Here is a 23,873-nt window from a genome sequence, read left to right as displayed (position 1 = left end):
CGGCACACCACACGAGAGGAGACCAGGCCCATGAAGGTGTCCGACTACGTTCTTCAGCGTCTGCGCGAGTGGGAGGTGGACCACGTCTTCGCCTACCCGGGCGACGGCATCAACGGCCTCCTCGCCGCCTGGGGGCGCGCGGACAACGACCCGGAATTCGTCCAGGCCCGACACGAGGAGATGGCCGCGTTCGAGGCGGTGGGCTACGCGAAGTTCTCCGGCAGGGTGGGGGTGTGCGCGGCCACGTCCGGTCCCGGCGCGATCCATCTGCTCAACGGGCTGTACGACGCGAAGCTCGACCATGTCCCCGTGGTGGCGCTCGTGGGCCAGACGAACCGCAGCGCGATGGGAGGCTCCTACCAGCAGGAGGTGGACCTGCTCAGCCTGTACAAGGACGTCGCGTCGGAGTTCTGCGAGATGGTGACCGTGCCCGAGCAGCTCCCCAACGTCATCGACCGGGCGTTTCGCACCGCGTACTCCGGACGCACGGTGACGGCGGTGATCCTCCCCGCGGACGTCCAGGAGCTGGACTACACCCCGCCCACCCATGCCTTCAAGATGGTGCCGTCCAGCCTGGGCCTGGCGTCCTCGGTCGCACTGCCCTCCACCGAGGACATCGCACACGCCGCCGACATCCTGAACGCGGGCGAGAAGGTGGCCGTGCTCATCGGACAGGGCGCCCGGCACGCGCGGGCGGAGGTCGAGGAACTCGCCGATGTGCTGGGGGCGGGGGTCGCCAAGGCGCTGCTGGGCAAGGACGTTCTCTCGGACGAACTCCCCTGGGTGACCGGCGCGATCGGGCTTCTGGGCACCCGGCCCTCGTACGAGCTGATGCGGGACTGCGACACGTTGCTGGTGGTGGGGTCGAGCTTCCCGTACACGCAGTTCCTCCCCGAACTGGACCAGGCGCGCGCGGTGCAGATCGACATCGACCCGCGCATGATCGGGCTCAGGTATCCCTTCGAGGTGAATCTGGCCGGTGACTCGAGGGAGACCCTCAGGGCGCTGCTCCCGCTGCTGAAGAGGAAGAAGCACGGCGCCTGGCGCAAGAAGATCGAGAAGGACACCGCCCGCTGGTGGGAGGTGATGGGCCGACGCGCCGCCGTGGCGGCCGACCCGCTCAATCCGGAGTACGTCGTGCACACGCTCGACGCCCTGCTGCCCGACGACGTCATGATCGCCGCCGACTCCGGTTCCGGAGCCAACTGGTACGCGCGCCATCTGCGGATGCGCGGGCGGATGCGCGGCTCGCTCTCGGGGACGCTCGCCACCATGGGCCCCGGGGTTCCCTACGCGATCGGGGCCAAGTTCGCGCATCCCGACCGGCCCGCGCTGGCGCTGGTGGGGGACGGCGCCATGCAGATGAACGGTATGGCGGAGCTGATCACCGTCGCGAAGTACTGGTCTCGCTGGCGCGATCCGCGGCTGATCGTCGCGGTGCTCAACAACCAGGATCTGAACCAGGTGACCTGGGAGATGCGCGCCATGTCGGGAGCCCCGCAGTTCCTTCCCTCCCAGTCCCTGCCCGATGTCCGGTACGGCGACTTCGCGCACCTGATCGGACTGGTCGGCGCGCGGGTGGAGAAACCCGAGGACGTCGAGGACGTCTGGCGCCGGGCGCTCTCCGCCGACCGCCCCTTCGTCATCGACTTCGTCACCGACCCGGCCGTCCCCCCGATTCCGCCGCACACAACTCGGGAGCAGGCCGAGGCCCTCGTCGCCGCCACCGTCAAGGGCGACAGCGACCGCGGCGGCATGATCAAGCAGGGGCTCAAGGCCAAGGTGCAGGAGATGCTGCCCGGCCACCACCGGCGCGGCGAACCCCCGGAGACCGGGTGACCGGGACGAACGCCGCTCCGGCGGACTCCGGGCCACGGGTGTCCGCCGTGGAGACCGCGGCGTACACCGTGCCGACCGACGCCCCGGAGGGGGACGGCACGCTCGCGTGGACGGAGACCACGCTGGTGGTGGTCCGCGCGCGTTCCGACGGTACGACGGGCCTCGGCTACACCTACGGCGCCGCCGCGGCCACGGCCGTCGTCCGGGATCTGCTGGCCGGGGTGGTGACGGGGCTGCGCGCCTGGGATCCGCCCGGGGCCAACGAGGCGATGCGCCGCGCGGTGCGCAACGCGGGGTACCCCGGCCTGGTCGCGGGTGCCGTGTCCGCCGTCGACATCGCCCTGTGGGATCTGAAGGCGCGGCTGCTGGGGCTCCCGCTCGTCGATCTGCTCGGCGCCGTCACGCCCGACGTGCCGGTGTACGGAAGCGGCGGGTTCACCACGTACTCGGCTCGGCAGCAGGACCGTCAACTCTGCGCATGGGTCGAGACCCTGGGAATCCCCCGGGTCAAGATGAAGATCGGGGAGTCGTGGGGGAAGGAGGAACGACGCGATCGGACGCGGATCGCCGCCGCACGCTCCAGCATCGGCGAAGCCGCGGAACTCTACGTGGACGCCAACGGCGCCTACACCCGCAAGCAGGCGATCCGGCTGGCCCCCTTCCTCGGCGACGAGGCGGTGACCTGGTTCGAGGAGCCCGTCTCCTCCGACGACCTGGCGGGCCTGGCCCGGGTCCGGGCAGCCGCCGGGGAGTACGGCTGCACGCCGGCCTACTTCCGCGCGATGGTGGACGCGGGCGCGGTCGACTGTCTCCAGGCGGACGCGACCCGGTGCGGGGGCGTCACCGGATGGCTGCGCGCGGCGGCCCTGGCGGACGCCGCCGGCCTTCAGCTCTCCGCCCACTGCGCCCCGCACGTGCACGCCCACACGGCCGCCGCCATCCCCAACCTGCGCCACGCGGAGTGGTTCCACGACCACGTGCTCGTCGAACAGCGGCTCCTGGACGGCGTACTGTTCCCCGGCGGCGGCACGGTGCGTCCGGGCGACACGGGGCGACCGGGGCTCGGCCTGGATCTGCGCGAGGAGAACGCCGAACGCTACCGCGTCGGTCCGTGATCACGGATCCTCCGCGCACCGGGTGGCCCGCGGCTGCTTCCTGCCTCAGGGTGCTCCATGGCCGGACCGTCATCGCACTCACCCGGCGCCCGGGGCCGGCCACGCGAGCACACCGAGCGCAGTCGTACCGATCAGCAGCCAGGCCACGTAGTCGCCGACGTGTCCCGAGTGCAGGCCCCGCAGCGGCGCGATCCACGGATGCCCCTCGGCCGTCGCCGGACGGCACAGGGCCACGGCGGCGGTCGCGACGGCCAGCAGGGTCGAGATCCCGCCCAGCACCAGTCCCGCCGCGGTCCAGCGCACGGGCTCCGCCGGCCCGCCGGGAACCATGTCGCCCACGGCCCGCGCGACGGCCCCGGCGAACCCGGGTACCAGCCCGGCGGCCAGTGCCCCGAGAAGCAACGCGACCGGGACGGCCTGCATGGTGACCGGCACCCGGCCCAGTGGTCCCCGGGTCTCCGGTTCCTCGTCCGTGCCCGTCGTCTCGTCCGCCCGCACCCCGTGCGGTCTGCGGCCGATTCCCCGGAAGACCCGGGCGGTCACGCGCAGCACGGCGGCCCCCGTGGCGGCGGAGACCGCCACGCAGAGCGCGGTCAGCAAGACGCCGCTCTCCTCCACGGCCGCCTTGCCGAGCCCGGTGCCGAACGGCGGCATTCCGGCGAGAGCCAGGCCACCGACGGCGAACAGGGCCGAAACCAGAGGGAGTTCACGCGCCTTTCCGTACAGGTCGTGCTCGTCGATGCTGCCGTAACGGTCCAGCAGGATTCCGGCGCAGGCGAACAGGGCGGCCTTCGCCCCGGCGTGTCCCACGATGTACAGGGCCACGCCCTCCGCGGCCTTCGGCGAGGTCAGCCCGAGGCCGACGAGGAAGAGTCCGGTGTGGGCGACCGTCGCGTACGCCAGCAACCGCTTCACGTGCCGCTGCTGCCAGCTCATGACGGCACCGACGAGACCGGTGAGGGCACCCAGCACGATGAGGGCCCGGCCCGCGTCGTCCGGAGGGATCCCGCCGGGCCCGCTGAAGACGGTGCCGTACACGCGGGCCACACCGTACACACCGAGTTCGACCATCACCCCGGACAGCAGCATGCAGACGGGGGTGGGGGCGACGGCGTGTGCGTCGGGAAGCCAGAAGTGGAACGGGAACGCCGCGGCCTTGACCAGCAGCCCGGTCAGGACGAGCGCGAACGCGGCGAGGACCAGGGCGTCGGGCCCCTCCCGCACGTCGAGCCGCTGCCCGATGGCACGCATCGAGAGCTCCCCCGTGCGGGCGTACAACAGGGCGATGCCGATGAGGGTCGCGTACGCCCCCAGCGAGTTCAGCACACCGAAGGTGAGCGCGCCCTGCACGGCCTTGGGCTCCTCGACCCGGTGACCCGTCAGCGCGTAGGCCACCACCCCCATCAGCTCGAAGAAGACGAAGGCGTTGAACAGGTCGCCCGCCAGCACGAAACCGCACATGCCCGCCTGGAACAGCAGGATCAACGCCGGGAAGGCACCGGTGTGACGCAGTGTCCGCTCGTCGAAGTACCGCCACGAGTAGATCAGGACCGCCGTTGCGAGCAGCGAGACCAGCGCCACGAGGCCGAGCGCCACGCCGTCGCCGACCAGGACGATGCCCACGGCGGGCCCTCGGTCCGGATCCCAGCCGCCGACCCATTCGTCGTGGACCGGCGACGGGCGGGCCGACATCGTCAACGCGAGCGCCGCGGTCGCGCCGGCGAGCACGCCCGCGAACGCCTCGGCGGGAAGCCGGGGCAGTCGGCGGCCCGCCGCGACCAGCAGGGCGGCGCCGAACAGGGGGACGGCGACGAGCAGGGGCAGCAGCCGGCTCATCCGCGCAGCTCGGACAGTTCGTCCGGGTCGAGTGTCCGGTGGCGTTTGGAGACCTGGACGACCAGGGCGAGCAGGAGAGCGGTGACGGTGGCTCCGACGACCACGTCGGTGAGCGCCAGCGCCTGGACGACGGGATCGACCACCGGGCGGGTTCCGGGCTTCACGTCGGAGAAGACGGGAGCCGTTCCGCCGTCGCGGTAGCCGACCGCCAGGAGCAGGACGTAGGTCGCGGACTGACAGACCGCCAGACAGCCGACGGAGCGTACGAGGTTGCGGCTGGTGGCCAGTCCGTAGCAGCCGACGAGGAAGATCCAGGCGGCGGCGAGATACGGCAGCACACGCGTCACGGGCGGTCCTTCTCGATCTCCAGGGCCTGGTCCAGGAACTGGGCGAGCAGCACGACGACCGCGCAGGCCACCTCCACGCCGATCGCCGCGTTGAGCAGCGGGACGATGCCGCCGGAGGCCAGGGTGTTGAACGTTCCGTAGGGCAGCAGTGTGTTCGCGAGGTAGGCGGCGCCGACGACCGTCCCGGCGGCTCCGATGAGCAGGTAGGCGGCCTCGCCGGCGGCGTCGCCGAATTCGTACAGCGGGACCGGGCGGATCGCTTCCAGCGCGCGGTAGTCGACGGCGATGTAGAGGAGGTGGAGCCCGGTGGCGACGACCACGCCTCCCTGGAATCCGCCGCCGGGGCTGAGCTGCCCGTGCGCGACGACGTAGAGGCCGACGAGCACGGTGACCGGGAGGGCGATCAGCGCGTAGCGCCGCGGGCGGGACGCGACGCGGAGCGGTTCGGGTGCGACGGCCCGTTCGTCACGGGTCTGTCGCAGCAGGACGACGGTCCCGAGAACGGCGGCGAACAGGATGCTCTCCTCGCCGAGCGTGTCGAAGGCCCGCTGATCGAAGTTGACCGAGGACACGACGTTCGCCGTGTGGTGGGACAGCGCGGCTGCGACCGCCCGTTCGCCGTACGGATGGACGTCGCCCCCGAAGCCGGGGAGCCGGAAGCAGGCCGCTCCCAGCAGTGCGGCGATGCCCGCCGCCCCGACCACGACCGTCCGGCGGCGGCCCGTGGTGTTCACCCCGGCTTCCCGTCGTCCGGCCCCGCGGATCCGGCCCCGTCCCCTCCGGTCCGCCGGGCGCGCCGCCGCGACGTGCGCACGGTGAGGAGCAGCAGCAGAGGGGTCAGGGCCGAACCGACGGCGAACTGCGAGAACGCCACGTCGGGCGCCTGGAGCACGAGGAACAGCGCCGCCAGGCACAGCCCGAGCAGGGACAGGACCAGTGCCTGCCGCACGGGGTCGCTCACCAGTGCCGCGGCGGTCGCCGCCACGACTACGAGGCCGAGGGCGACAAGGATCAGCACGTCAGCCATCCTCGACCGCCCCGCTCCCCGCTCTGCGCAGCGCGTCCGTCCCCACCAGGTTCCCCACGACCAGCAGGATCCCGGTGGCAAGGAGCTTGCCGGCCGCGCGCGCCCCGGTCCGGCCGCCGCGCAGAGCGGAAGGACGACCGCGGCGACGAGAGCCGGTGTCCACAGCCGTGCGAACCGGTGCCGCGCCGCTCCGCGCAGCTCGGCCCCGAGCAGACGGGCGTAGACGAGCGTCCCGGCCGGTCCCAGGAGGGCGAGCACCAGGGCCGCATCGCCGTAGGAAGGGCGGGCGAATCCCTGGGCGAGAAGGAGGAGGACCAGGCAGATCAGGAGGGTGGCGAGGTTCTGGGCACCGGCCCCGCGCGCCGGGGAGCCCGTGGTGGCGGCGACCACCGTGAACCCCGTGACGACCAGCAGGACCGATGCGCAGAGCAGCCAGGGGTTCATCGTCGTGCCACGGCCCGTCCGGCCGCCGCTCCGGCGATCGCGGCGAGGAGCGCGGCCGCCGCGCCGACCCACACCTCCAGCGGTTCCACCGAGCTGATCAGGATCAGCCAGAGGCCGAACAGGGCGGCCCACCACAGGACGGTCCGGGCCACGGCCCTTCCGTGCCGCCGCGAGCGGTCCTCACCGGTCCGGCCGTCCGTCCGGTGCGGTCTCACCCGGACCACCCGATTCGCCGCCCGGTGCCGTCACCCGCCGTGGTCCGTCCGGTACGCCTGAGGGCGCCCGCGGCCGCGGCGCCGAGGGCGAGCGCGAGCACCGGTCCGGCCGCGCGGGTGTGCCGGGAGCACCATGCCTGTACGGAGCCCTCGCGGGCCTTGTCGTCGAAGACGCCGTGGGCGCGGTGGTCGCGCGCGTCCTCGCCGTCGCCGTCGAGCGGCTGCCAGAGGTTGTGCGGCCGGTCGGCGGGGACGGGCCGGGCGGTCTGCTGCGCGTCGTACCCGGTGCGCGCGAGATAGCGGTCCAGCAGCCCGGCGGCCGTCTTCTCGCCCAGGATGGTCAGCAGGGTCGAGGCTCCCACGTAGTACTGCTTGCGCCTCGGATGGTCCGCGGCGTGCACGACGGCGCGGGCCGCCACCTCGGGCTGGTAGATGGGCGGGACGGGCTGCGGATGCCGGGGCAGGCGGGACAGGGTCCACGAGAACTGCGGTGTGTTCACCGCGGGCAGCTGGACCACGGTGATGCGCACCCGGCTCTTCTCGTGGAGCAGTTCGGTGCGGATCGACGAGGTGAACCCGTTCACGGCGTGCTTGGCACCGCAGTACGCGGACTGGAGCGGGATGGAGCGGGTCCCCAGCGCGGAGCCCACCTGCACGATGGTCCCCGTCCCGCGGGGCTTCATGCGCGTCAGTGCCTCGCGGGTGCCGTTGACGTATCCGAGGTAGCTGACTTCGGTGACGCGGCGGAACTCCTCCGGAGCGATCTCGGTGAACGGGGCGAAGACCGAGGCGAAAGCGACATTGACCCATACGTCAATCGGGCCGAGGAGGCTTTCGACGTGGTCGGCTGCGGCTCGTAGGGCCGCTTCGTCCGCCACGTCGGCGGGGGCCACGACCGCCTCGGCCCCCATCTCGCGCAGTTCGGCCGCGGCGGCACCCAGCCCGGTGCGGCCGCGCGCGACGAGTCCCACTCCGTCCCCCCTGCGGCCGAACTCGCGGGCGACGGCCCTTCCCACGCCGGCGCTCGCACCGGTGACCAGAACCGTTCGGGGCATTGCGCGGCCTCTCCTGACAACGGGGCGACGGGGACACCGGAGCACGGGGTCCGCACGCGACCGCGCCGCTCCGGCGTGCCGCACCGCTCATGGCACGACACGGGTGGACTACACGCTTCCACGGCGCTGCCCGCGCGGGCAGCGGCGGAACGTACCGCAATGGCCGATCGCGGCACGTCCCGGGTCTCAGGTGGCCCGCTCCAGCCGGGCGAAGACGCTGGTGTCCAGACGCGCGAGGAGATCGGACGGGCTCCGGTACGTCTCGCCCGCACCGGCCTCCGTGAGCGCGGAGCGGCAAATGCCGCCGCTGAGCAGGCCGACGGCGGCCACATCGGCTTTCACCGCGGCGCGCATGTCCCACACCGAGTCCCCGGTGAAGACGGTCTCCTCGGCTGTTCCACCGGCGATGTCCATCGCCCGGCGCACCGGTTCCGGCGCGGGTTTCCCCTCCTTCATGTCGTCGGCGCTCGTGGCCCCGGCGATGGCCTCGTCCGCGTCGAGCGCCCGGCGCAGCGCTTCCAGTTCGTGCGCCGAGGCCGACGTGGCGAGGACCACCGTCCACCCCCGGTCCGCCAGTGCCCGCAGCAGGTCACCCGCTCCGCTCAGCGCGGGCAGTCGCTCGAAACAGGTGGCGTAGAGGGTGCTGTGGGCGTCGGAGAGGTGCGCGTCCTGTTCGCGGTCCCGGTCCTCGCCGAGGAGCCTGGCGAGGAGGTCGTCGGAGCCGAGTCCGATCGCATCGTGCACCTCCGTCATCGCGACGGTGTGCCCGCCCTGCCTCAGTGCTTCCCACCACGCCGTCACGTGGAGGTAGTTGGTGTCGGTGAGTGTGCCGTCGACGTCGAACAGTGCGGATCGTGTCATGGCTGTGCCCCTCGTTGTGGCCTCGGTGCGGTGGCTCGGGCCCCTCCCGGGCGGAGCAGTCAGATCTCGCGCAGTGCGGGCAGCAGTTCCCGCTCGGCCCATCGGAGGAAGGGCAGTTGGTGCGCGCCGCCGATCTGCACGAGAGCGATCTCGGTGAACCCCGCCTCGGTGAAGCGGCCCACGGCCCGGACGAACTCGCCGACGTCGTTCCCGCACGGCACGGCCTTCGCCATGTCCTCGGGACGTACGTACGTGGTGGCCTGCTCGAAGGCCGTGGGGTCCGGGAGTTCGGAGTTGACCTTCCACCCCCCGACCGACCAGCGGAACTGCCGATGCGCCCGCTCGACCGCCGCGTCCCGGTCCTCGTCGTAGCAGACGGGCAGCTGTCCCACGCGCGGCTTTCCCGCGCCGCCCGACCGGCCGAAGGAGTCGAGCAGTTCGCGCTCGGGCTCGGTGGCGATGACGAGGTCGGCCAGCCGGCCGGCGATGTCGCAGGAACGCGGACCCGAGACCGCGACCCCGATCGGCACCCGGGTGGCGGGCAGGTCCCAGAGTCGGGCGCGGTCGACGGAGAAGTGCCGCCCGTGGTGGTCGACGTAGCCGCCGTCGAAAAGTGCCGCGATGATCTCCACCGCTTCTTCGAACATGTCCAGTCGTACGGAGGCCGCGGGCCATCCGCCGCCCACCACGTGCTCGTTGAGGTTCTCCCCGGATCCCAGCCCGAGCCGGAAACGCCCCTCGGAGAGTTGCTGGAGCGTCACGGCCATCTGGGCCACCACCGCCGGGTGGTAACGGCGTATCGGACAGGTCACGTATGTCATCAGCGGGATCGACTCCGTGGCCTGGGCCGCCGCACCCAGCACACTCCACGCCTGAGGCGCATGGCCCTGGGACTCCAGCCAGGGAAAGTAGTGGTCGGAGGTGACGGAGAAGTCGAAGCCGGCCCGCTCGGCCGCCACCACGTGCTCGACGAGGGAACACGGCCCGGCTTGTTCGGTCATCATCGTATATCCGAATTGAGCCATATAAGAACTTTTGCCCGGTTTGTTGGCTTGAAACATCTCCTGCGGCCCCTACGGCTCCGGCCCTCCGGCCGTTCTCTCCACCGCGCCCGCGTAGCTGCGAGGACCTCCGTCGAAAGGGGCGGAGCACCACGCCCAGGAGGGTCCGGCATGGCCCTGGGAAGCGGCAGGGACGAGATCCGGGGCAAGTTCGACCGGCGACCGCCGCCAGGAGGCCGAGGGGCCGGCCGTGGCCCCCGCTGACGGAGTGGGAGCCGGACGGTCGGCGTTTGACCACGGCACGCGCATGGCAAACGCCTGCCATGTGCCTTTCGCGGTCCATCCGGAAACACACCTCCCCCCGCCCTCGGAACGGTTCGGCGGGAAACCCCGGCGCCGGGAGCGGGAACCCTCTTCTGCGGTTCCTCGACGCGCTGGGCCGGCAGGAACGGCTCGACGTGGTGTCGAGACCGGTGCGGCAGGCGGTGCGCGGCCTCCCGCTGGGCCGCGCGCGGGACGTCCTGCACGGGCTGCCGATCGGCCACCCCCTGCACCCCGCCCTGGTCCAGGCTCCGCTCGGCGCCTGGTTGTCGGCCGCGGTGCTGGACTGCGTGCCCGGCAGCCGTCGCGGGGCCCGGGTACTGATCGGCATGGGGCTGCTGACCGCCGCGCCGGCCGCCCTGGCCGGGTGGGTGGACTGGGCGGAGCAGCACCCGCAGCAGAGGCGCACCGGGCTGGTCCACGCCGCGTCCGTCTCCACGGCCGTCGCGCTGTACGCCCGCTCCTGGGCCCACCGGGGGCCCCACGGCCGTCCGCTCAGAGCGAGGGCCCTCGGGTTCGCGGGGCTGGGCGCCGTCGGGTTCGGGGCCCTGCTGGGCGGCCACCTCGCCTATCGGCAGGCGGCCGGCTCCGACAAGGCCGGCGTGCTCGCCTTCGAACTGGACGACGGATGGCACGCGGTGGGCAGGACCGAGTCGTTCCCGGCAGGTGTGGCGGTACGGCGGGAGCTGGGTGAGGCCGCCGTGCTGGTCTTCCGCGACGAGGACGGCCGGATCCACGTCCTGGCGGACCGGTGCAGCCATCTGGCGGGCCCCCTGTCCGAGGGCAGGATCACCGACGGCTGCGTCGAGTGCCCCTGGCACGGCAGCGTCTTCCGCCTGTCGGACGGTGCCAACGTCCGGGGTCCCGCCACCGCCCCGCAGCCGGTCTTCGACACCCGGGTGACCGACGACGGAATGGTGCAGGTGCGGCTGCCGGGGGCGGCCCGGAGCGGTGACTGACCACCCGGTCCGCCGGCCTCGGCCGGCATACGGCGCCGCGGATGCAGGAAGCCCCGGGCGCGAGGAGCATCGTAGGTGGGTGTGAACGTCCCGGGGCGGGAGTGGGATACCGCTCTTCTCTCGGTGCGGGCTTCGCCGGAGGAGCGCTTCCTGGCCGCGCTGCGGCGCGACGTGCCCGTACCCGCATCCCCTTCGGCCCCGTCCTGCTCTCCCGCCTCCCCTGGCTGCGCGAACACCAACTGCTGCACACCGACGACACGAACGAGGAACTGGTGGTCATCCGTGCCCAACACCCCTGACCCACCCCACCGCATCACCCTGACCGAACACGGCCCCCTCCTCGTGGAAGGACCGGTGGAAATCACCACACCGGACGGTTCCGTGCACACCTCCGACCGCTTCACCGTCGCCCTCTGCACCTGCCGCCGCAGCGCCATCTTCCCCTGGTGCGACACCAGCCACCGCACCCACACCCGCACCTGACCACCAGGGCCCTCATGACCGGCTCCGCGCAGGGCGACCTCTCGCCCTGCCCCTGCCGGCCACTGCGCTCCCGAGAGCGCGTGCGCGGATCAGCGCACTCGCCCCCGCGGCTTCAGGGGGGTCGCGGGCAGCTCGGGGGCGGGCAGCGGCGGACCGTCGTACCCGTGAACGGTGCCGAACCGGTCCCCCGTCGCCCAGTCCGCACGAGCCTGCGCGATGTCCTCCTGGGACCGGCCGATGAAGTTCCACCACATGACGATCTCCTCCTCGAAGGGCTCGCCGCCCAGGAGCATGAGACCCGCGTCGGTGTCCGCGCGCAGGGGAAGTTCGGTGCGGCCGCAGCCGAGGTAGAGCATGGAGCCGGGCAGTACCGGCACGCCGTCGACCTCCACCCGGCCGGACATCGAGAGCACCGCGTACTCGAAGTCCGGGTCGATCGGCAGCCGCGCCCCGGCCCCGGCGGTCAGGGCCAGGTCGGCGCCGACGATCGGGGTGTAGACGGTGCCCGGCGAGGCGGCCCCGTCGAGTTCGCCCAGGATCAGTGTGGCGGTGAGGCCGGGGGCGGTGACGGTCGGCAGGTCGGTGTGGTGCTGGAAGTGGGGCTCGACGTGGCGGTGGGCGTCGGGAAGCGCCACCCAGAGCTGGGCCCCGTGCAGAAACCTGGCGTGGGGCCTCGGGCTCTCCTCGGAGTGGCTGATGGCCCGGCCCGAGGTCATCAGACCGAGTTCGCGCGGGCGGATCGTCCGGAGGCTGCCGAGGCTGTCCCGGTGCAGGACCTCGCCCTCGTGCAGCCAGCTGACCGTCTGCAGGCCCATGTGGGGGTGGGGCGGGACCTGCATCCCGGGTTCGTCGGCGATGTCGTCGGGGCCGTAGTGGTCGACGAAGGCCCAGGCCCCGACCATCCGGCGGCCCAGGTTGGGGAGCAGCCTGCGGACCTCGGTGGACTCCCCCAGCCGGACGTGGCGGGGGCTGAGGAGTTCACGTACGGGCTCGGCGACGACGAAGCCCCGTCCTCCGCAGACGGAGAGTGCGGCCTGGCGATCGAGATTGCTCATGGCGCTCAACCTATTCCCGTGCGGGCCCGGGGCCCCGGCTCCCCACGCCGACCACTTGGTGGAATATTCAACAACCAGGGGGTGTTCCGACGACTGCGGGATGACCGAGCGGGCATCCGGACCGGGAACCGGGCAGTCCGGGGCAGGGTGCGGAGCGCCCGCGGTGATCCGGCGACCGTGCGCGAACACGGGCACCAGGGCTGCGGACAGACCGTCGAGCCCATGAGGGAGGAGACCCGATGAACGACACCTACTACGAGTTCGGTACGGCCGCCGAGCGCTGGGACCGTGCCCAGATGTTCTTCGGGGCGAAGGAGTACATGACCGCCGCCCGGATCCTGGAGGGGCTCGTCGCGGAGGTGCCGGAGCAGGTCGCGCCGCGTCTGCTGCTGGCCCGGACGTACTACCACTCGGCGCGGCTCGGCAAGGCCGAGACGGAGCTGCGGGCGGTCCTGGAGCGGGACCCGGTGGAGCACTACGCGCGGCTGATGCTCGGCCGCACGCTCGAACGTCAGGGACGGAGCGCCGAGGCGGCCGGTCACCTGCGGATGGCCGCCGCGTTCACCGGGGACTTCGGCCCGGAGAACTGACCGGGCGACAGGCGGTCACGGGGTCCGATCGGGCAGGAGGCCCCGGCAGGAGCCGCTGCTGGTCGCGCAGGACCCGGAGGTGGTGAAGGAGGGCCGGCCGAGGAGCTGTTCGGACACGAAACCGCTGCTCGCGGCCGTCCTCACCGCCCGGCGCGAAGACCGCGCCGGGCGGACGGCGACTCAGTCGTGCGCCGCAGGACGGACGGTGAGGATCTGTTCGGCGTGACCGACGGGCCCGTCGACGTCGTGGAGGACGCTGCTGGTGCGCCCCTGTCCCGTCGGGCCGAAGGTGACGGTGGTGTCCAGTCCGGTCCAGGGGCCCCGCGGCCTGCGGTGCAGATGGATCGTCAGGTCGAGGTTCGGGAACATCCACTTCTCGGGGTCCTGCTGCACGGCGATGCCGTTCGCGGTGTCCACGAGCGCGACGTACGAGGCCAGGGCGCTGCTCGGTTCGTCCGCCACCAGGGCGAGGGGCGAGGAGATCCAGGCCGCCGTGCGACCCCTGCGGGACGGGGGCAGCCGGCGGACGTCGACGGAGGAGACGTAGCCGCCGTCCCACTTCTCGCCCATCGCCCAGGGGGTGAGCTCCTCCGGCGCGGGGAGCCGCTCGTGGGGGCTGTCGGCCACGGACGAGGTGTCCTGGGAGGCCAGCAGCCAGGCGCGGGCGCGGACGACCGGGCGGTCGCCGATGACCACGGTCGCCTCCAGGAGTTCGATGGTCCGGCCGGGGCGGACGGTCTCCACGGTGATCTCGCACTCGTCGAGGGCGATGCGGCCGAGGATGTCGTAACTGATCCTGGAGAGCGCCAGGTTCCCGGGGCTCTTCGTGAGGTGCTGCTCGATCTCGTGCGCGACGAGCCCCGCGAGCGGGCTGAAGTGCTGTTCGTCGGTGCTCCACGCACCGCTCGCGTGGGCCGTGGGCCGGTAACGGCCCTCGCCCGTCCGCTCGTAGTAGCTCTCGGGTCCGGCGTCACTGGTGCTCACGGAATCCGTCTCCTCGGGCCGAGCGGGGTTCGCGGGGATAGCTGCATCAGTCACGCATCGTAGGAAGCGGCATGGCCATCAGTCATCGTGATCTGCCGCACACCAGGTCGGGCGGGGTGCCGCCCGACCTGGTGTGCGGCCCGCGCCGGACGGCACCGCGGCCGCCGGGCCCCGCGGTGTTCCGACCGCCTCCCGTCGTGTCCCGCCCGGGCGCGTTCAGCCCCGGTACGCCTCCAGCAGGCGCAGCCACACCTCACTGATCGTCGGGTAGGCCGGGACCGCGTGCCACAGCCGGGCGATGGGGACCTCGCCCGCGACCGCGACCGTCGCCGAGTGCAGCAGTTCGCCGATGCCCGGCCCGACGAAGGTGACGCCGAGCAGGACCTCCCGGTCGAGGTCCACGACCATGCGGGCGCGGCCCCGGTAGCCCTCCGCGTACAGGCCCGCCCCCGCCACCGCGGCGAGGTCCTGGTCGACGGCGCGGACCCGGTGGCCGGCCCGTTCGGCCTCGGCGAGGGTGAGGCCGACCGAGGCGGCCTCCGGGTCGGTGAAGACGACCTGGGGGACGGCCGCGTGGTCGGCGGTGGCGGCGTGGGCGCCCCAGGGACCGGTCTCCAGCGGCGGGGCCCCGGTGGCGCGGGCGGCGATCGCGGCGCCCGCGACGCGTGCCTGGTACTTGCCCTGGTGGGTGAGGAGCGCCCGGTGGTTGACGTCGCCGACGGCGTAGAGCCAGGTGGTGCCGTCGACGCGGCAGCTGTCGTCGACGGTGAGCCAGGAGCCGGGCTCCAGGCCCACCGTCTCCAGGCCGAGGTCGTCGGTGCGCGGGGCCCGGCCGGTGGCGAAGAGGATCTCGTCGGCCTCGACGCTCGTGCCGTCGTCGAGTTCCACGAGGACCGGGCCGTCCGGCACCGCGCGCCGCACGGAGGTCGCCGAGACCCCGGTGCGGATGTCGGCGCCCGCCTCCGTCAGGGCGCGGGCGACCAGTTCGCCCGCGAAGGGCTCCATCCTCGGCAGGATTCCGGTGCCGCGGACCAGCATCGTCACCCGGGCGCCGAGGGCCTGCCAGACGGTGGCCATCTCCACCCCGACCACGCCGCCGCCGACGATCACGAGCCGGCCGGGCACCTCCTTGGCGCTCGTCGCCTCCCTGCTGGTCCAGGGGCGGGCCCCGTCGATGCCGGGCAGGTCGGGGACGACGGCCCGGCTGCCGGTGCAGACGGCGACGGCGTGCCGGGCGGTGAGCCGGCGTTCCGTGCCGTCGGGGGCGGTGACGCGGACCGTCCGCTCGCCGGTGAGCCGGCCCAGTCCCCGGTGGAGGTCCGCGCCGATGCCGTCCAGCCAGGCGACCTGTCCGTCGTCCTTCCAGTGCGAGGCGTACGCGTCGCGGTGGGCGAGCACCGCCGCCGTGTCGAGCGGCCCTTGCACGAAGTCGGCGAGGCCCGGGACGCGGCGGGCGTCGGCGCGGGCGACGACGGGGCGCAGCAGCGCCTTGCTGGGCATGCAGGCCCAGTAGGAGCATTCGCCGCCGACGAGTTCCGACTCGACGACCGCCGTGCTCAGGCCGGCGGCACGGGCCCGGTCGGCGACGTTCTCGCCGACCGGACCGGCGCCGATCACCACGACGTCGTACTCGGCGTTCAGGGAGGGATCAGTCATGGGGACAGTCTGCTGGTGGGTGTGGGCGGTGGCCACACGGGCAGGTGGAATAGCGCATGCACGGGCACCGTTGTGCCGGACAGGTCCGAACGGGCACAGGAAGAGGTAGCGGAGTATGAGCACCATCGAGCTCACCAAGGAAAACTTCGACCAGGTCGTCAGTGGGAACGACTTCGTCCTGATCGACTTCTGGGCTTCCTGGTGCGGGCCGTGCCGGCAGTTCGCGCCGGTCTACGACGCGGCCTCGGAGCGCCATGACGACCTGGTCTTCGCCAAGGTCGACACGGAGGCCCAGCCGGAGCTGGCGGCGGCCTTCGAGATCAGCTCCATTCCCACGCTGATGATCGTCCGGGAGAACGTGGCGGTGTTCGCACAGCCCGGAGCGCTGCCCCCGGCGGCGCTGGAGGACGTGATCGGGCAGGCCCGGAAGCTGGACATGGACGAGGTCCGCAAGTCCATCGAGGAGCAGCAGAAGGGGCAGTAGCGGGTTTCGCGCACCCCCTGGGGGGGGGCCGGCCGGTCGGCGGTTCGCGACGGGCCGGACCCCTGCCGTGTCCGCGTCCGAGCTCCCGGCCGTCGGTGCCGGGGCCGGCCGCGTGCCGTGGGCGCCGGGCGTGTCCGGGGCCGACGGTCCGGGCTCCGGGCGGTTCAGGCGTCGGCGCCCGTCTCGGCGTTCTTCTCCCCGACCCGCGCCGAGAGCCCGTAGGCCAGTTCGGCGCCGTCGACGAGCAGGGCCTCGACCGCGTGCGTGGCGGGGTCGATGTCCGCCACGATGCCTTCGCCCGCGTACCGCGGGTAGCCCGACGCGCCCGTCTCGCCGGTGGCCGAGACGGTCGCCGAGCGGATCGGACCGCCCGGCTCGGCCTCGTCGTCGCCCTCCTTGGTGAACCGGGGGACGAGCAGGATCTCGTAGCTCTGCGGATGACTCATGGTCATGACGCTAGGCATGTGGTGCGCGGACCGCATGTCGCGGCACGACCGCGGCCCGCGGACCGGGCGTTCCGGCGGTTCAGCTGGATTCGCGGCGGATCGCCCCGGCGCGCAGCAGGTCGTGGTGCTCGGGGGTCCCGCCGGGCTGTCGCACCAACCGGTCGACGAGGTCCGCCAGCGGCTGTGCCGTGGCCAGTTCCAGACGTACGGTGCTGAGGCGGGGCCGCAGCAGTCTGCCCAGCATCAGGTCGTCGGCGCCGACCACGGCGGCCTCGCCCGGCACGTCGATGCCCGCGTCCTGGAGGGCGCGCATCAGGAGCATCGCGTACTCGTCGTTGTAGGCGAACACGGCATCCAGGCCCAGGGTGTGCCAGCGGGCCGCGAGCAGGGCGGCCGCTTCCTCGTCGTAGCGCAGCGGCAGCGGTTCGATCCGGGCGTCGCCGCCCCGTGCGGCCTGCCGGGCTCCGGCCAGCCGGGGTTCGGAGAACGGGACGAGGCCCGCCTCCTCCGGCATGACCACGCCGATGTTCCGCCGGCCGCGCTCCAGCAGGTGTCCGACCGCGCAGTTGCCGACCCTTCGCTGGTCCATGACCAGTGCGTGGGCGCCGGGCACCGGCTGCGGGCCGAGGGTGATCACGGCTCGGGCCCCGGAGCGGCCGAGCACGGATATGCCCTGCGGGGTGAGGGAGATCGTGCTGGGGGCGATGACGGCGACGGGGCGGAGTTCGGCCCAGGCGCGGGGCACGTCCTCGGGGGCGAGTCCGGTACTGCCGTACTGGACCACGGTGTAGTCGAGGCGGCGCAGCCCGGATTCCAGTTCGTGGAAGAACCGGTGCTGGAGGGGGCCGGCCGGGAAGTTCGCGGTGGGCAGCAGCACCATGCGGGTGTGTCCGGCGCGCAGACTGCGGGCGGCGGCGTGCGGCACGTAACCCAGGTCGGTGGCCGCCTCCCTGACCCGGCGGCGGGTGGATTCGCTGATCCGTACGGTCGCGTTGTTGTTCAGTACGTACGACACGGTGGCCCGGGAGACACCTGCGAGCCGTGCGACGTCGGCGCTGGTGGGAACGGGGCGTGGGGCGGGTTGGTTCGGTAACTGGCTCATGGCGTCGGGCAGTCTTCCAGACCCGGGCCCCGGGCGTACGATCGGCCCGTCGGCGCCGGGCGGGGGCGCCGCGTGCCGGGGGCCGCCGTGCGGCGCGCGACCCGGCCCACCGGCCCCTTTCCCCGTGACGGGCCGCGCAGGTCCTACGGTGTGGGGATGACCATCCAGCACCGTGACGACCGCGTCACCCACCCGGACGACTTCCCCGGCCGCACCGGCCCGGCCGCCACCCGTGAGGCCGACCCGCACGACGTGGGCCCGGTCCGCACCTCGTACGCCCCCGACCGGGACGGCGACCCCGACCCCGGCGAGATCGTCTGGACCTGGGTTCCGTTCGAGGAGGGGGACGGGCGCGGCAAGGACCGTCCGGTCCTGGTGGTGGCCCGTGAGGAGGCGGGCACCCTGCTCGCCGTGCAGCTGTCCAGCAAGCAGCACGACCGGGACCACGAGTGGGTGGCGCTGGGGGCCGGGCCGTGGGACGGTTCGGGCCGTCCGTCGTGGGTCGATCTGGACCGGGTCCTGCGGGTGCACGAGGACGGGATGCGGCGGGAGGCGTGCGCGCTGGACCGGAACAGGTTCGATCTGGTCGCCGGGCGGCTGCGGGAGCGCTACGGCTGGAGCTGATCCGCCGTCGGGACCGGGCCGCCGCCCGGGCCGGTGCGCCGTCGGGGCAGGACTACTGCCCGGTCCGGTCGCCGAACGTCCGGTCGAAGGCGGCCCGGATGGCGGATCCGGGGTTCCGGTCGAGGATGCCGAAGACGATCTGCTCGAAGTGCCCGGCGAACCTGCCGCCGTCCAGGAGCAGCGCCCGGAACGCACCGGCCACCTCCGCCGGGTCGTTGCGGAACACACCGCAGCCCCAGGCGCCCAGCACCAGTCTGCGGTACCCCCGCACCGCCGCCACCTCCAGCACCCGCTCGGCGCGGGAGGCGAGCGCGGCGGGGATGCGGTGGGCCTGCTCGGGGGCGCCGCTGCGGATGACTCCGGCGTTGGGCGCCGGCGAGGTGAGGAACCCGACGGTGTACGGGGTGTCGAGCAGCGTGCCCCGGTCGTCGCGGAACACCGGTACGCCGGGTGAGTGGATCACCCGGTCGGTGTAGAAGGCGCTGCGTTCGGCGCGGTGGTGGGCGTAGTAGTCGGGGGCGCGCAGCAGGGTGGCGTACAGGGCGGAGCCGCGGCACAGGGCCTCCTCCTGGGCCTGTGCGCCGTTGAGGTAGCCGCCGCCGGGGTTGCGGGCGGAGGCGTAGTTCAGGACGGCGACCTTGCCGGGGCCCTCGGTGGTCATCCGGTGGGCCGCCCGCAGGCTGCTCTCGCCGGTGACCTCGACGGCGGGTGTGCGGTCGGAGTCGAGCACCGCGACCGGCACCGGCTCCGGGCCGTACAGCCTGGTTCCCGAGAGTGCGGCGGTCAGGGCGCGCTCGATGCTCACCTCCCGCCCGTCCCCGGTGCGGTAGCGGCCGGCCCGGACGATGGCCTCGGTCTCGCGCGCGATGCCGCGCAGGCGGGCGCTCATCGGTACTCCCCCGTGTGGTGCATACGGGGCATGCTCGTCGCCGCCGCGATGCGGGCGCAACCGGTTTTCCGGCGCGCGGGGGCGCCCTTGTGCGATCCATCCGCAGGGGTTTGGGTGGTACGGAGGCACTCGGAAAGGAGGCCCCGGCATGTCGTCCGACACACCCGGAGAACACGGTCCGCCCGGCCAGTCCCCGCCCCTCGGCGAGGGCGAGGCGGAGGACTTACTGCGGTGCATCTGCTTCAAGACGGGCCCGCCCCGCAGGGTCGGTGTCGAACTCGAATGGCTCATTCACGACCGTGATCGTCCTCGCGTCCCCGTCTCCCCCGACCGTCTCGACGCGGCGGCCGCCGCACTGCGGGCCCTGCCCCTGAACGCGGCGCTCACCTTCGAACCCGGCGGCCAGCTGGAACTCAGTTCGCTCCCCGCCGATTCCCTGATGGCGTGCATCGACGCCACCACCGCCGATCTCACCTCGGTGCGTGACGCCCTGGACCGGGCGGGTCTCGCCCCGGTGGGTCTGGGCGTCGACCCGTGGCACTCCCCGCGCCGGCTGTTGCGCGAGCCCCGTTACGACGCGATGGAGGCCGCTTTCGACCGGTCGGGGCCGGCCGGCCGCGCCATGATGTGCACCAGCGCGTCCGTCCAGATCTGTCTGGACGCCGGCACGGAGGAGCCGGGGCCGCTCGGTCTCGAACGGCGCTGGCGACTCTCCCACCTGCTGGGCGCGGTCCTGGTGGCGGTGTTCGCGAACTCGCCCTACCGGCTCGGCCGCCCGACGCCGTGGCGGTCCGCCCGGCAGTCGCTCTGGGCCGCTCTCGATCCCTGGAGGCCCCTGGCCCCGCCCGGCCTGCTGCCGCCGCGCGACGCCTGGGCCGCGCACGTCCTGGACACGCCGGTGATGTGCATCCGGGACGACACGGGCCCCTGGGCCGTGCCGGACGGGCTGACGTTCCGCGACTGGATCCGCACCGGCGCGCCGAGACCACCGGTGCGCGCCGATCTCGACTACCACATCAGCACGCTCTTCCCGCCGGTTCGCCCGCGCGGGCATCTGGAGCTCCGCATGATCGACGCACAGCACGGTGCGGACGGGTGGCTGGTGCCGCTCGCCGTCACCACCGCTCTGTTCGACGACCCGGAGGCCGCCGAGGCGGTGTACCGCGTCGTGGAACCGCTGGCCGGGGCGGCCGGGGCGCGGCCCGCGCCGTGCAATCCGCTCTGGACGGCCGCCGCCCGCAGCGGTCTGGCCGATCCCGCGCTGCGAGCGGCGGCCACCGCCTGCTTCGGGATCGCGCTGGAGGCGCTGCCCCGGCTGGGGGTCACGAAGGACGTGCTGAAGACGGTGACCGGGTTCCACGACCGGTTCACCGCACGGGGCCGGTGTCCGGCCGACGATCTTCCCGAACTGCTCGCGCCGGGCTCGCCCGGCGGTCCGGGCCACTGTTCCGAGGGACTGCGTTCATGACCGAATCCACCGCACCCACCGGGTCCGCACCGCACGGGACGGACCCCGAACCGCTCCGGGAACGCGCCCTCGCCGCGCTGCTCACCGCACGAAGGCGCACCGCGCTGCTCACCGACAGCGTGGACGACCGCGAACTGGCCGCCCAGCACTCGCCGTTGATGTCCCCGCTGGTCTGGGACCTCGCGCACATCGGCAACCAGGAGGAGTTGTGGCTGCTGCGCGGGGTGGCCGGACGGAGCGCCATGCGCCCGGAGATCGACGGGCTGTACGACGCCTTCGAGCATCCCCGGGCGACGCGTCCGTCGCTGCCGTTGCTGCCCCCCGCCGAGGCCCGTTCGTACGCCGCCGAGGTGCGCGGCCGGGCGCTGGACGTGCTCGACGGGGCCGAACTGGACGACGCCCGGCCGCTGGTGCGGTCCGGTTTCGTCTTCGGCATGATCGCCCAGCACGAACAGCAGCACGACGAAACGATGCTGATCACCCATCAGCTGCGGTCGGGGCCCGCCGTGCTGACCGCTCCGGTCCCGCCCGTGCCCACCGACGCCGCGGGGCTCGCGGCGGAGGTCCTGGTGCCGGGCGGCCCGTTCACCATGGGCACGTCCACCGAGCCGTGGGCGCTGGACAACGAACGGCCCGCGCACGTGCGGGAGGTGCCGGGCTTCTTCATCGACACGGCACCGGTCACCTGCGGCGCGTACCGGGAGTTCATCGAGGACGGCGGCTACACCGAGCGGCGCTGGTGGGCGCCGGAGGGGTGGGCGATGGTCCGTGCGCACGACCTGGCGGCCCCGTTGTTCTGGCGCCGGGACGCCGGGCAGTGGCTGCGCCGCCGTTTCGGCGTCACCGAGGTGGTGCCCCGGGACGAGCCGGTGCTCCATGTCAGCTGGTACGAGGCCGACGCGTTCGCCCGCTGGGCGGGGCGCCGGCTGCCCTCGGAGGCGGAGTGGGAGAAGGCGGCGCGCCACGACCCGGTGTCGGGGCGTTCGCGACGCTACCCCTGGGGGGACGAGGATCCGACCCCCGAGCGGGCGAACCTGGGGCAGCGCCATCTGCGGCCCGCCGCCGCGGGGGCGTACGCCGCGGGCCGGTCGCCGCTCGGGGTGGGGCAGTTGATCGGTGACGTGTGGGAGTGGACGTCGAGCGACTTCCTGCCCCACCCCGGTTTCACGGCGTTCCCGTACCGCGAGTACTCCGAGGTGTTCTTCGGCCCGGCCCACAAGGTGCTGCGCGGCGGTTCGTTCGCCGTGGACCCGGTGGCGTGCCGGGGGACGTTCCGCAACTGGGATCTGCCGGTGCGGCGCCAGATCTTCTCCGGTTTCCGTACCGCGAGGGATGCCTGATGTGTCGTCACATTGCTTATCTGGGACCGTCGGTGGCCCTGGGAGAAGTGCTGACCGAGCCGCCCCACTCGCTCGTGCGCCAGTCCTGGGCGCCGCGCCGGCAGCGGTACGGGACCGTCAACGCGGACGGTTTCGGCGTCGGCTGGTACGCGGAGGGCGATCCGGTGCCGGGCCGCTACCGGCGGCCGGGTCCGGTCTGGGGCGACCGTACGTTCGCCGACCTGGCCAGGGTGGTGCGCAGCACGGCGCTGCTGGCCGCCGTCCGGGACGCCACCGAGGCGGGCGAGGACGGTGAGGCCGCGGCCGCGCCGTTCGCCGCCGGGCGGCTGCTGTTCAGCCACAACGGCGCGGTGCGGGGCTGGCCCCTCTCGGTGGCCCCGCTCGCCGCCGCGCTGCCGCCGGCCGAACTGCTCGCCCTCGCCGCCCGTTGTGACTCGGCCCTGGTCTGGGCCCTGGTGCAGCACCGGCTGGCCGATGGCGACGACCTGCCGCAGGCCGTCGCCGACACGGTGCTCGACGTGGCCGCCGCGGCACCGGAGTCCCGGCTGAACCTTCTGGTCACCGACGGCACCACGATCGTGGCGACGGCCTGGGGCGACACCCTGTCGTACCTCTCCGGGCCCGGCCCGCGCACGGCCGTGGCCTCGGAACCGTACGACGACGATCCGCGCTGGCGCACCGTGGCCGACCGCACGCTGCTGACGGCGACCCGTACCGACGTCCTGCTGACCCCGCTCAAGGAGCCCCTTGCGTGAGTCCTTTCCTGCTGACCCGCACCCTGCCGGTGGACGCGACGGACGCGGCGCTGCGCGCCGATGTCCTGCACGGTCTGTCCCGGCATCCGAAGACCCTGCCGCCCAAGTGGTTCTACGACGCGCGCGGCAGCGAACTGTTCGAGGAGATCACCCGGCTCCCGGAGTACTACCCGACCCGCGCCGAGCGCGAGATCCTGGTCGACCGGTCCGGGGAGATCGCCGCGGCGTCCGGGGCGCGGACCCTGATCGAGTTGGGGTCGGGGTCGTCCGAGAAGACCCGGCACCTGCTGGACGCACTGCCCGGGCTGCACAGTTACGTACCGGTCGACGTGAGCGAGAGCGCGCTGCGCGGCGCCGCCGGGTCGCTGCTCACCGAGCGGCCCGAGCTGTCCGTGCACGCCCTGGTCGCCGATTTCACGGGAGGTCTCGCGCTGCCGGGCACTCCGGGGCCGCGACTGGTCGCGTTCCTGGGCGGCACGATCGGCAATCTGCTTCCCGAGGAGCGTGCGGTGTTCCTGCGGTCGGTGCGGTCGCTGCTCTCCCCCGGTGACGCGCTGCTGCTCGGCACGGACCTGGTGAAGGACGAGGAGGTGCTGGTCGCCGCGTACGACGACGCGGCGGGGGTGACGGCGGAGTTCAACCGGAACGTGCTGCGGGTCGTGAACCGCGAGCTGGGCGCGGACTTCGATCCGGCCGGTTTCGACCATGTGGCGCGCTGGGATCCGGAGCGGGAGTGGATCGAGATGCGGCTGCGGGCCCGGGAGGCGCACAGCGTGAAGATCCCGGAGCTGGATCTGCTGGTGTCCTTCGAGGCGGGTGAGGAGTTGCGCACGGAGGTGTCGGCCAAGTTCCGCCGGGAGGGCGTCCGGGCGGAACTCGCCGCGGCCGGTCTGCGCCTGGACCGGTGGTGGACGGATGCGGGGGGCCGGTTCGCGCTCTCGTCGTCGACGGTGGTCCGGGAGCCCGCCGGGTGATTC

26 protein-coding genes are annotated in these 23,873 nt (G+C 73.1%); 12 read left to right on the top strand and 14 right to left on the bottom strand.

Features of this window, described 5'->3' with window-relative positions:
* Positions 1–30: 30 nt before the first annotated feature.
* Both ACFYW1_RS13925 and ACFYW1_RS13920 read left to right on the top strand, forming a co-directional pair.
* Positions 31–1,839: a thiamine pyrophosphate-requiring protein gene (locus ACFYW1_RS13925; RefSeq protein WP_388991250.1), complete on the top strand. Its 1,809-nt coding sequence runs from the start codon at positions 31–33 to the stop codon at positions 1,837–1,839.
* Positions 1,836–2,954: an enolase C-terminal domain-like protein gene (locus ACFYW1_RS13920; RefSeq protein WP_388991248.1), complete on the top strand. Its 1,119-nt coding sequence runs from the start codon at positions 1,836–1,838 to the stop codon at positions 2,952–2,954. Before ACFYW1_RS13925 ends, ACFYW1_RS13920 begins: the two co-directional genes overlap by 4 nt.
* A gap of 78 nt (positions 2,955–3,032) precedes the next feature.
* On the opposite strand, the gene ACFYW1_RS13915 is transcribed toward ACFYW1_RS13920, so the two are convergent.
* The 8 genes from ACFYW1_RS13915 to ACFYW1_RS13880 form a co-directional block, all read right to left on the bottom strand.
* Positions 3,033–4,790: a complex I subunit 5 family protein gene (locus ACFYW1_RS13915; RefSeq protein WP_388991246.1), complete on the bottom strand. Its 1,758-nt coding sequence runs from the start codon at positions 4,788–4,790 to the stop codon at positions 3,033–3,035.
* Positions 4,787–5,137 (bottom strand): sodium:proton antiporter, encoded by a 351-nt coding sequence (locus ACFYW1_RS13910; RefSeq protein WP_388991244.1) that lies wholly within the window; start codon positions 5,135–5,137, stop codon positions 4,787–4,789. Before ACFYW1_RS13910 ends, ACFYW1_RS13915 begins: the two co-directional genes overlap by 4 nt.
* Entirely contained in the window at positions 5,134–5,871 is a 738-nt protein-coding gene (locus tag ACFYW1_RS13905; RefSeq protein WP_388991242.1) for an MnhB domain-containing protein, read from the bottom strand. Before ACFYW1_RS13905 ends, ACFYW1_RS13910 begins: the two co-directional genes overlap by 4 nt.
* Positions 5,868–6,608: a monovalent cation/H+ antiporter complex subunit F gene (locus ACFYW1_RS13900; RefSeq protein WP_388991240.1), complete on the bottom strand. Its 741-nt coding sequence runs from the start codon at positions 6,606–6,608 to the stop codon at positions 5,868–5,870. Before ACFYW1_RS13900 ends, ACFYW1_RS13905 begins: the two co-directional genes overlap by 4 nt.
* Positions 6,605–6,760 carry a hypothetical protein gene (locus tag ACFYW1_RS13895; protein ID WP_388991237.1) on the bottom strand — a complete coding sequence of 52 codons (156 nt, stop codon included), beginning with the start codon at positions 6,758–6,760 and terminating at the stop codon, positions 6,605–6,607. Before ACFYW1_RS13895 ends, ACFYW1_RS13900 begins: the two co-directional genes overlap by 4 nt.
* A gap of 59 nt (positions 6,761–6,819) precedes the next feature.
* Positions 6,820–7,878 (bottom strand): SDR family oxidoreductase, encoded by a 1,059-nt coding sequence (locus ACFYW1_RS13890; protein WP_388991235.1) that lies wholly within the window; start codon positions 7,876–7,878, stop codon positions 6,820–6,822.
* Between the two features lie 186 nt (positions 7,879–8,064).
* On the bottom strand, positions 8,065–8,739 hold the full coding sequence (locus ACFYW1_RS13885) for an HAD family hydrolase (RefSeq protein WP_388991233.1): 675 nt from the start codon (positions 8,737–8,739) through the stop codon (positions 8,065–8,067).
* A 59-nt stretch (positions 8,740–8,798) separates the two neighbouring features.
* Complete coding sequence (locus tag ACFYW1_RS13880; protein WP_388991230.1) at positions 8,799–9,764, bottom strand: LLM class F420-dependent oxidoreductase; 966 nt, start codon at positions 9,762–9,764, stop codon at positions 8,799–8,801.
* Between the two features lie 434 nt (positions 9,765–10,198).
* Here ACFYW1_RS13880 and ACFYW1_RS13875 point away from each other — a divergent pair, with 434 nt between their 5' ends.
* The 3 genes from ACFYW1_RS13875 to ACFYW1_RS13865 all read left to right on the top strand — a co-directional run bounded on the left by ACFYW1_RS13875 (position 10,199) and on the right by ACFYW1_RS13865 (position 11,503).
* Positions 10,199–11,020, top strand: coding sequence for a Rieske 2Fe-2S domain-containing protein (locus ACFYW1_RS13875; RefSeq protein WP_388991228.1), 822 nt, complete (start codon positions 10,199–10,201; stop codon positions 11,018–11,020).
* Positions 11,021–11,121: 101 nt separating this feature from the next.
* Positions 11,122–11,319 (top strand): hypothetical protein, encoded by a 198-nt coding sequence (locus tag ACFYW1_RS13870; RefSeq protein WP_388991226.1) that lies wholly within the window; start codon positions 11,122–11,124, stop codon positions 11,317–11,319.
* The gene (locus ACFYW1_RS13865; protein ID WP_388991224.1) at positions 11,303–11,503 is read left to right on the top strand and encodes a CDGSH iron-sulfur domain-containing protein; all 201 of its coding nucleotides are present in this window, start codon (positions 11,303–11,305) and stop codon (positions 11,501–11,503) included. Before ACFYW1_RS13870 ends, ACFYW1_RS13865 begins: the two co-directional genes overlap by 17 nt.
* An 89-nt stretch (positions 11,504–11,592) precedes the next feature.
* On the opposite strand, the gene ACFYW1_RS13860 is transcribed toward ACFYW1_RS13865, so the two are convergent.
* Positions 11,593–12,558: a pirin family protein gene (locus ACFYW1_RS13860; protein WP_388991222.1), complete on the bottom strand. Its 966-nt coding sequence runs from the start codon at positions 12,556–12,558 to the stop codon at positions 11,593–11,595.
* A gap of 239 nt (positions 12,559–12,797) precedes the next feature.
* Between ACFYW1_RS13860 and ACFYW1_RS13855 the strand changes: the two genes are divergently transcribed.
* Positions 12,798–13,148 carry a tetratricopeptide repeat protein gene (locus ACFYW1_RS13855; protein WP_388991220.1) on the top strand — a complete coding sequence of 117 codons (351 nt, stop codon included), beginning with the start codon at positions 12,798–12,800 and terminating at the stop codon, positions 13,146–13,148.
* Between the two features lie 180 nt (positions 13,149–13,328).
* Here ACFYW1_RS13855 and ACFYW1_RS13850 read toward each other — a convergent pair whose 3' ends face one another.
* Together ACFYW1_RS13850 and ACFYW1_RS13845 are read right to left on the bottom strand one after the other, a co-directional pair.
* Positions 13,329–14,132: a thioesterase family protein gene (locus tag ACFYW1_RS13850; RefSeq protein ID WP_388991218.1), complete on the bottom strand. Its 804-nt coding sequence runs from the start codon at positions 14,130–14,132 to the stop codon at positions 13,329–13,331.
* Positions 14,133–14,348: 216 nt separating this feature from the next.
* Positions 14,349–15,788, bottom strand: coding sequence for a dihydrolipoyl dehydrogenase family protein (locus tag ACFYW1_RS13845; protein ID WP_388991216.1), 1,440 nt, complete (start codon positions 15,786–15,788; stop codon positions 14,349–14,351).
* Between the two features lie 115 nt (positions 15,789–15,903).
* Between ACFYW1_RS13845 and trxA the strand changes: the two genes are divergently transcribed.
* Positions 15,904–16,272 carry a thioredoxin gene (gene trxA, locus ACFYW1_RS13840; protein ID WP_351827203.1) on the top strand — a complete coding sequence of 123 codons (369 nt, stop codon included), beginning with the start codon at positions 15,904–15,906 and terminating at the stop codon, positions 16,270–16,272.
* Positions 16,273–16,436: 164 nt separating this feature from the next.
* On the opposite strand, the gene ACFYW1_RS13835 is transcribed toward trxA, so the two are convergent.
* Both ACFYW1_RS13835 and ACFYW1_RS13830 read right to left on the bottom strand, forming a co-directional pair.
* Positions 16,437–16,718, bottom strand: coding sequence for a hypothetical protein (locus tag ACFYW1_RS13835; RefSeq protein WP_388991213.1), 282 nt, complete (start codon positions 16,716–16,718; stop codon positions 16,437–16,439).
* A 79-nt stretch (positions 16,719–16,797) separates the two neighbouring features.
* Complete coding sequence (locus ACFYW1_RS13830; RefSeq protein ID WP_388991211.1) at positions 16,798–17,820, bottom strand: LacI family DNA-binding transcriptional regulator; 1,023 nt, start codon at positions 17,818–17,820, stop codon at positions 16,798–16,800.
* Positions 17,821–17,976: 156 nt separating this feature from the next.
* Between ACFYW1_RS13830 and ACFYW1_RS13825 the strand changes: the two genes are divergently transcribed.
* Positions 17,977–18,444, top strand: a complete 468-nt coding sequence (locus tag ACFYW1_RS13825; RefSeq protein WP_388991209.1) for a type II toxin-antitoxin system PemK/MazF family toxin — start codon at positions 17,977–17,979, stop codon at positions 18,442–18,444.
* A gap of 52 nt (positions 18,445–18,496) precedes the next feature.
* Here the strand turns inward: ACFYW1_RS13825 and ACFYW1_RS13820 are convergent, their stop codons facing one another.
* The gene (locus tag ACFYW1_RS13820; protein WP_388991207.1) at positions 18,497–19,333 is read right to left on the bottom strand and encodes a TIGR02452 family protein; all 837 of its coding nucleotides are present in this window, start codon (positions 19,331–19,333) and stop codon (positions 18,497–18,499) included.
* A gap of 148 nt (positions 19,334–19,481) precedes the next feature.
* On the opposite strand from ACFYW1_RS13820, the gene egtA reads away from it, so the two are divergent.
* From egtA to egtD, 4 genes are read left to right on the top strand one after another with little or no spacing between them, the layout of a single operon-like run.
* Positions 19,482–20,801 (top strand): ergothioneine biosynthesis glutamate--cysteine ligase EgtA, encoded by a 1,320-nt coding sequence (egtA, locus tag ACFYW1_RS13815; protein ID WP_388991205.1) that lies wholly within the window; start codon positions 19,482–19,484, stop codon positions 20,799–20,801.
* Positions 20,798–22,141, top strand: a complete 1,344-nt coding sequence (gene egtB / locus ACFYW1_RS13810) for an ergothioneine biosynthesis protein EgtB (protein WP_388991203.1) — start codon at positions 20,798–20,800, stop codon at positions 22,139–22,141. The genes egtA and egtB overlap by 4 nt, the downstream gene beginning before the upstream one ends.
* Positions 22,141–22,896: an ergothioneine biosynthesis protein EgtC gene (gene egtC, locus ACFYW1_RS13805; protein ID WP_388991201.1), complete on the top strand. Its 756-nt coding sequence runs from the start codon at positions 22,141–22,143 to the stop codon at positions 22,894–22,896. The genes egtB and egtC overlap by 1 nt, the downstream gene beginning before the upstream one ends.
* Positions 22,893–23,870, top strand: a complete 978-nt coding sequence (gene egtD / locus ACFYW1_RS13800) for an L-histidine N(alpha)-methyltransferase (protein ID WP_388991199.1) — start codon at positions 22,893–22,895, stop codon at positions 23,868–23,870. The genes egtC and egtD overlap by 4 nt, the downstream gene beginning before the upstream one ends.
* Positions 23,871–23,873 lie beyond the last annotated feature (3 nt).

It is taken from the genome of Streptomyces sp. NPDC002669 (assembly GCF_042889165.1).
GTDB lineage: Bacteria > Actinomycetota > Actinomycetes > Streptomycetales > Streptomycetaceae > Streptomyces.
The sequence above is the reverse complement of the archived record's forward strand: the minus strand, read 5'-3'. Positions and strand labels throughout refer to the sequence as shown.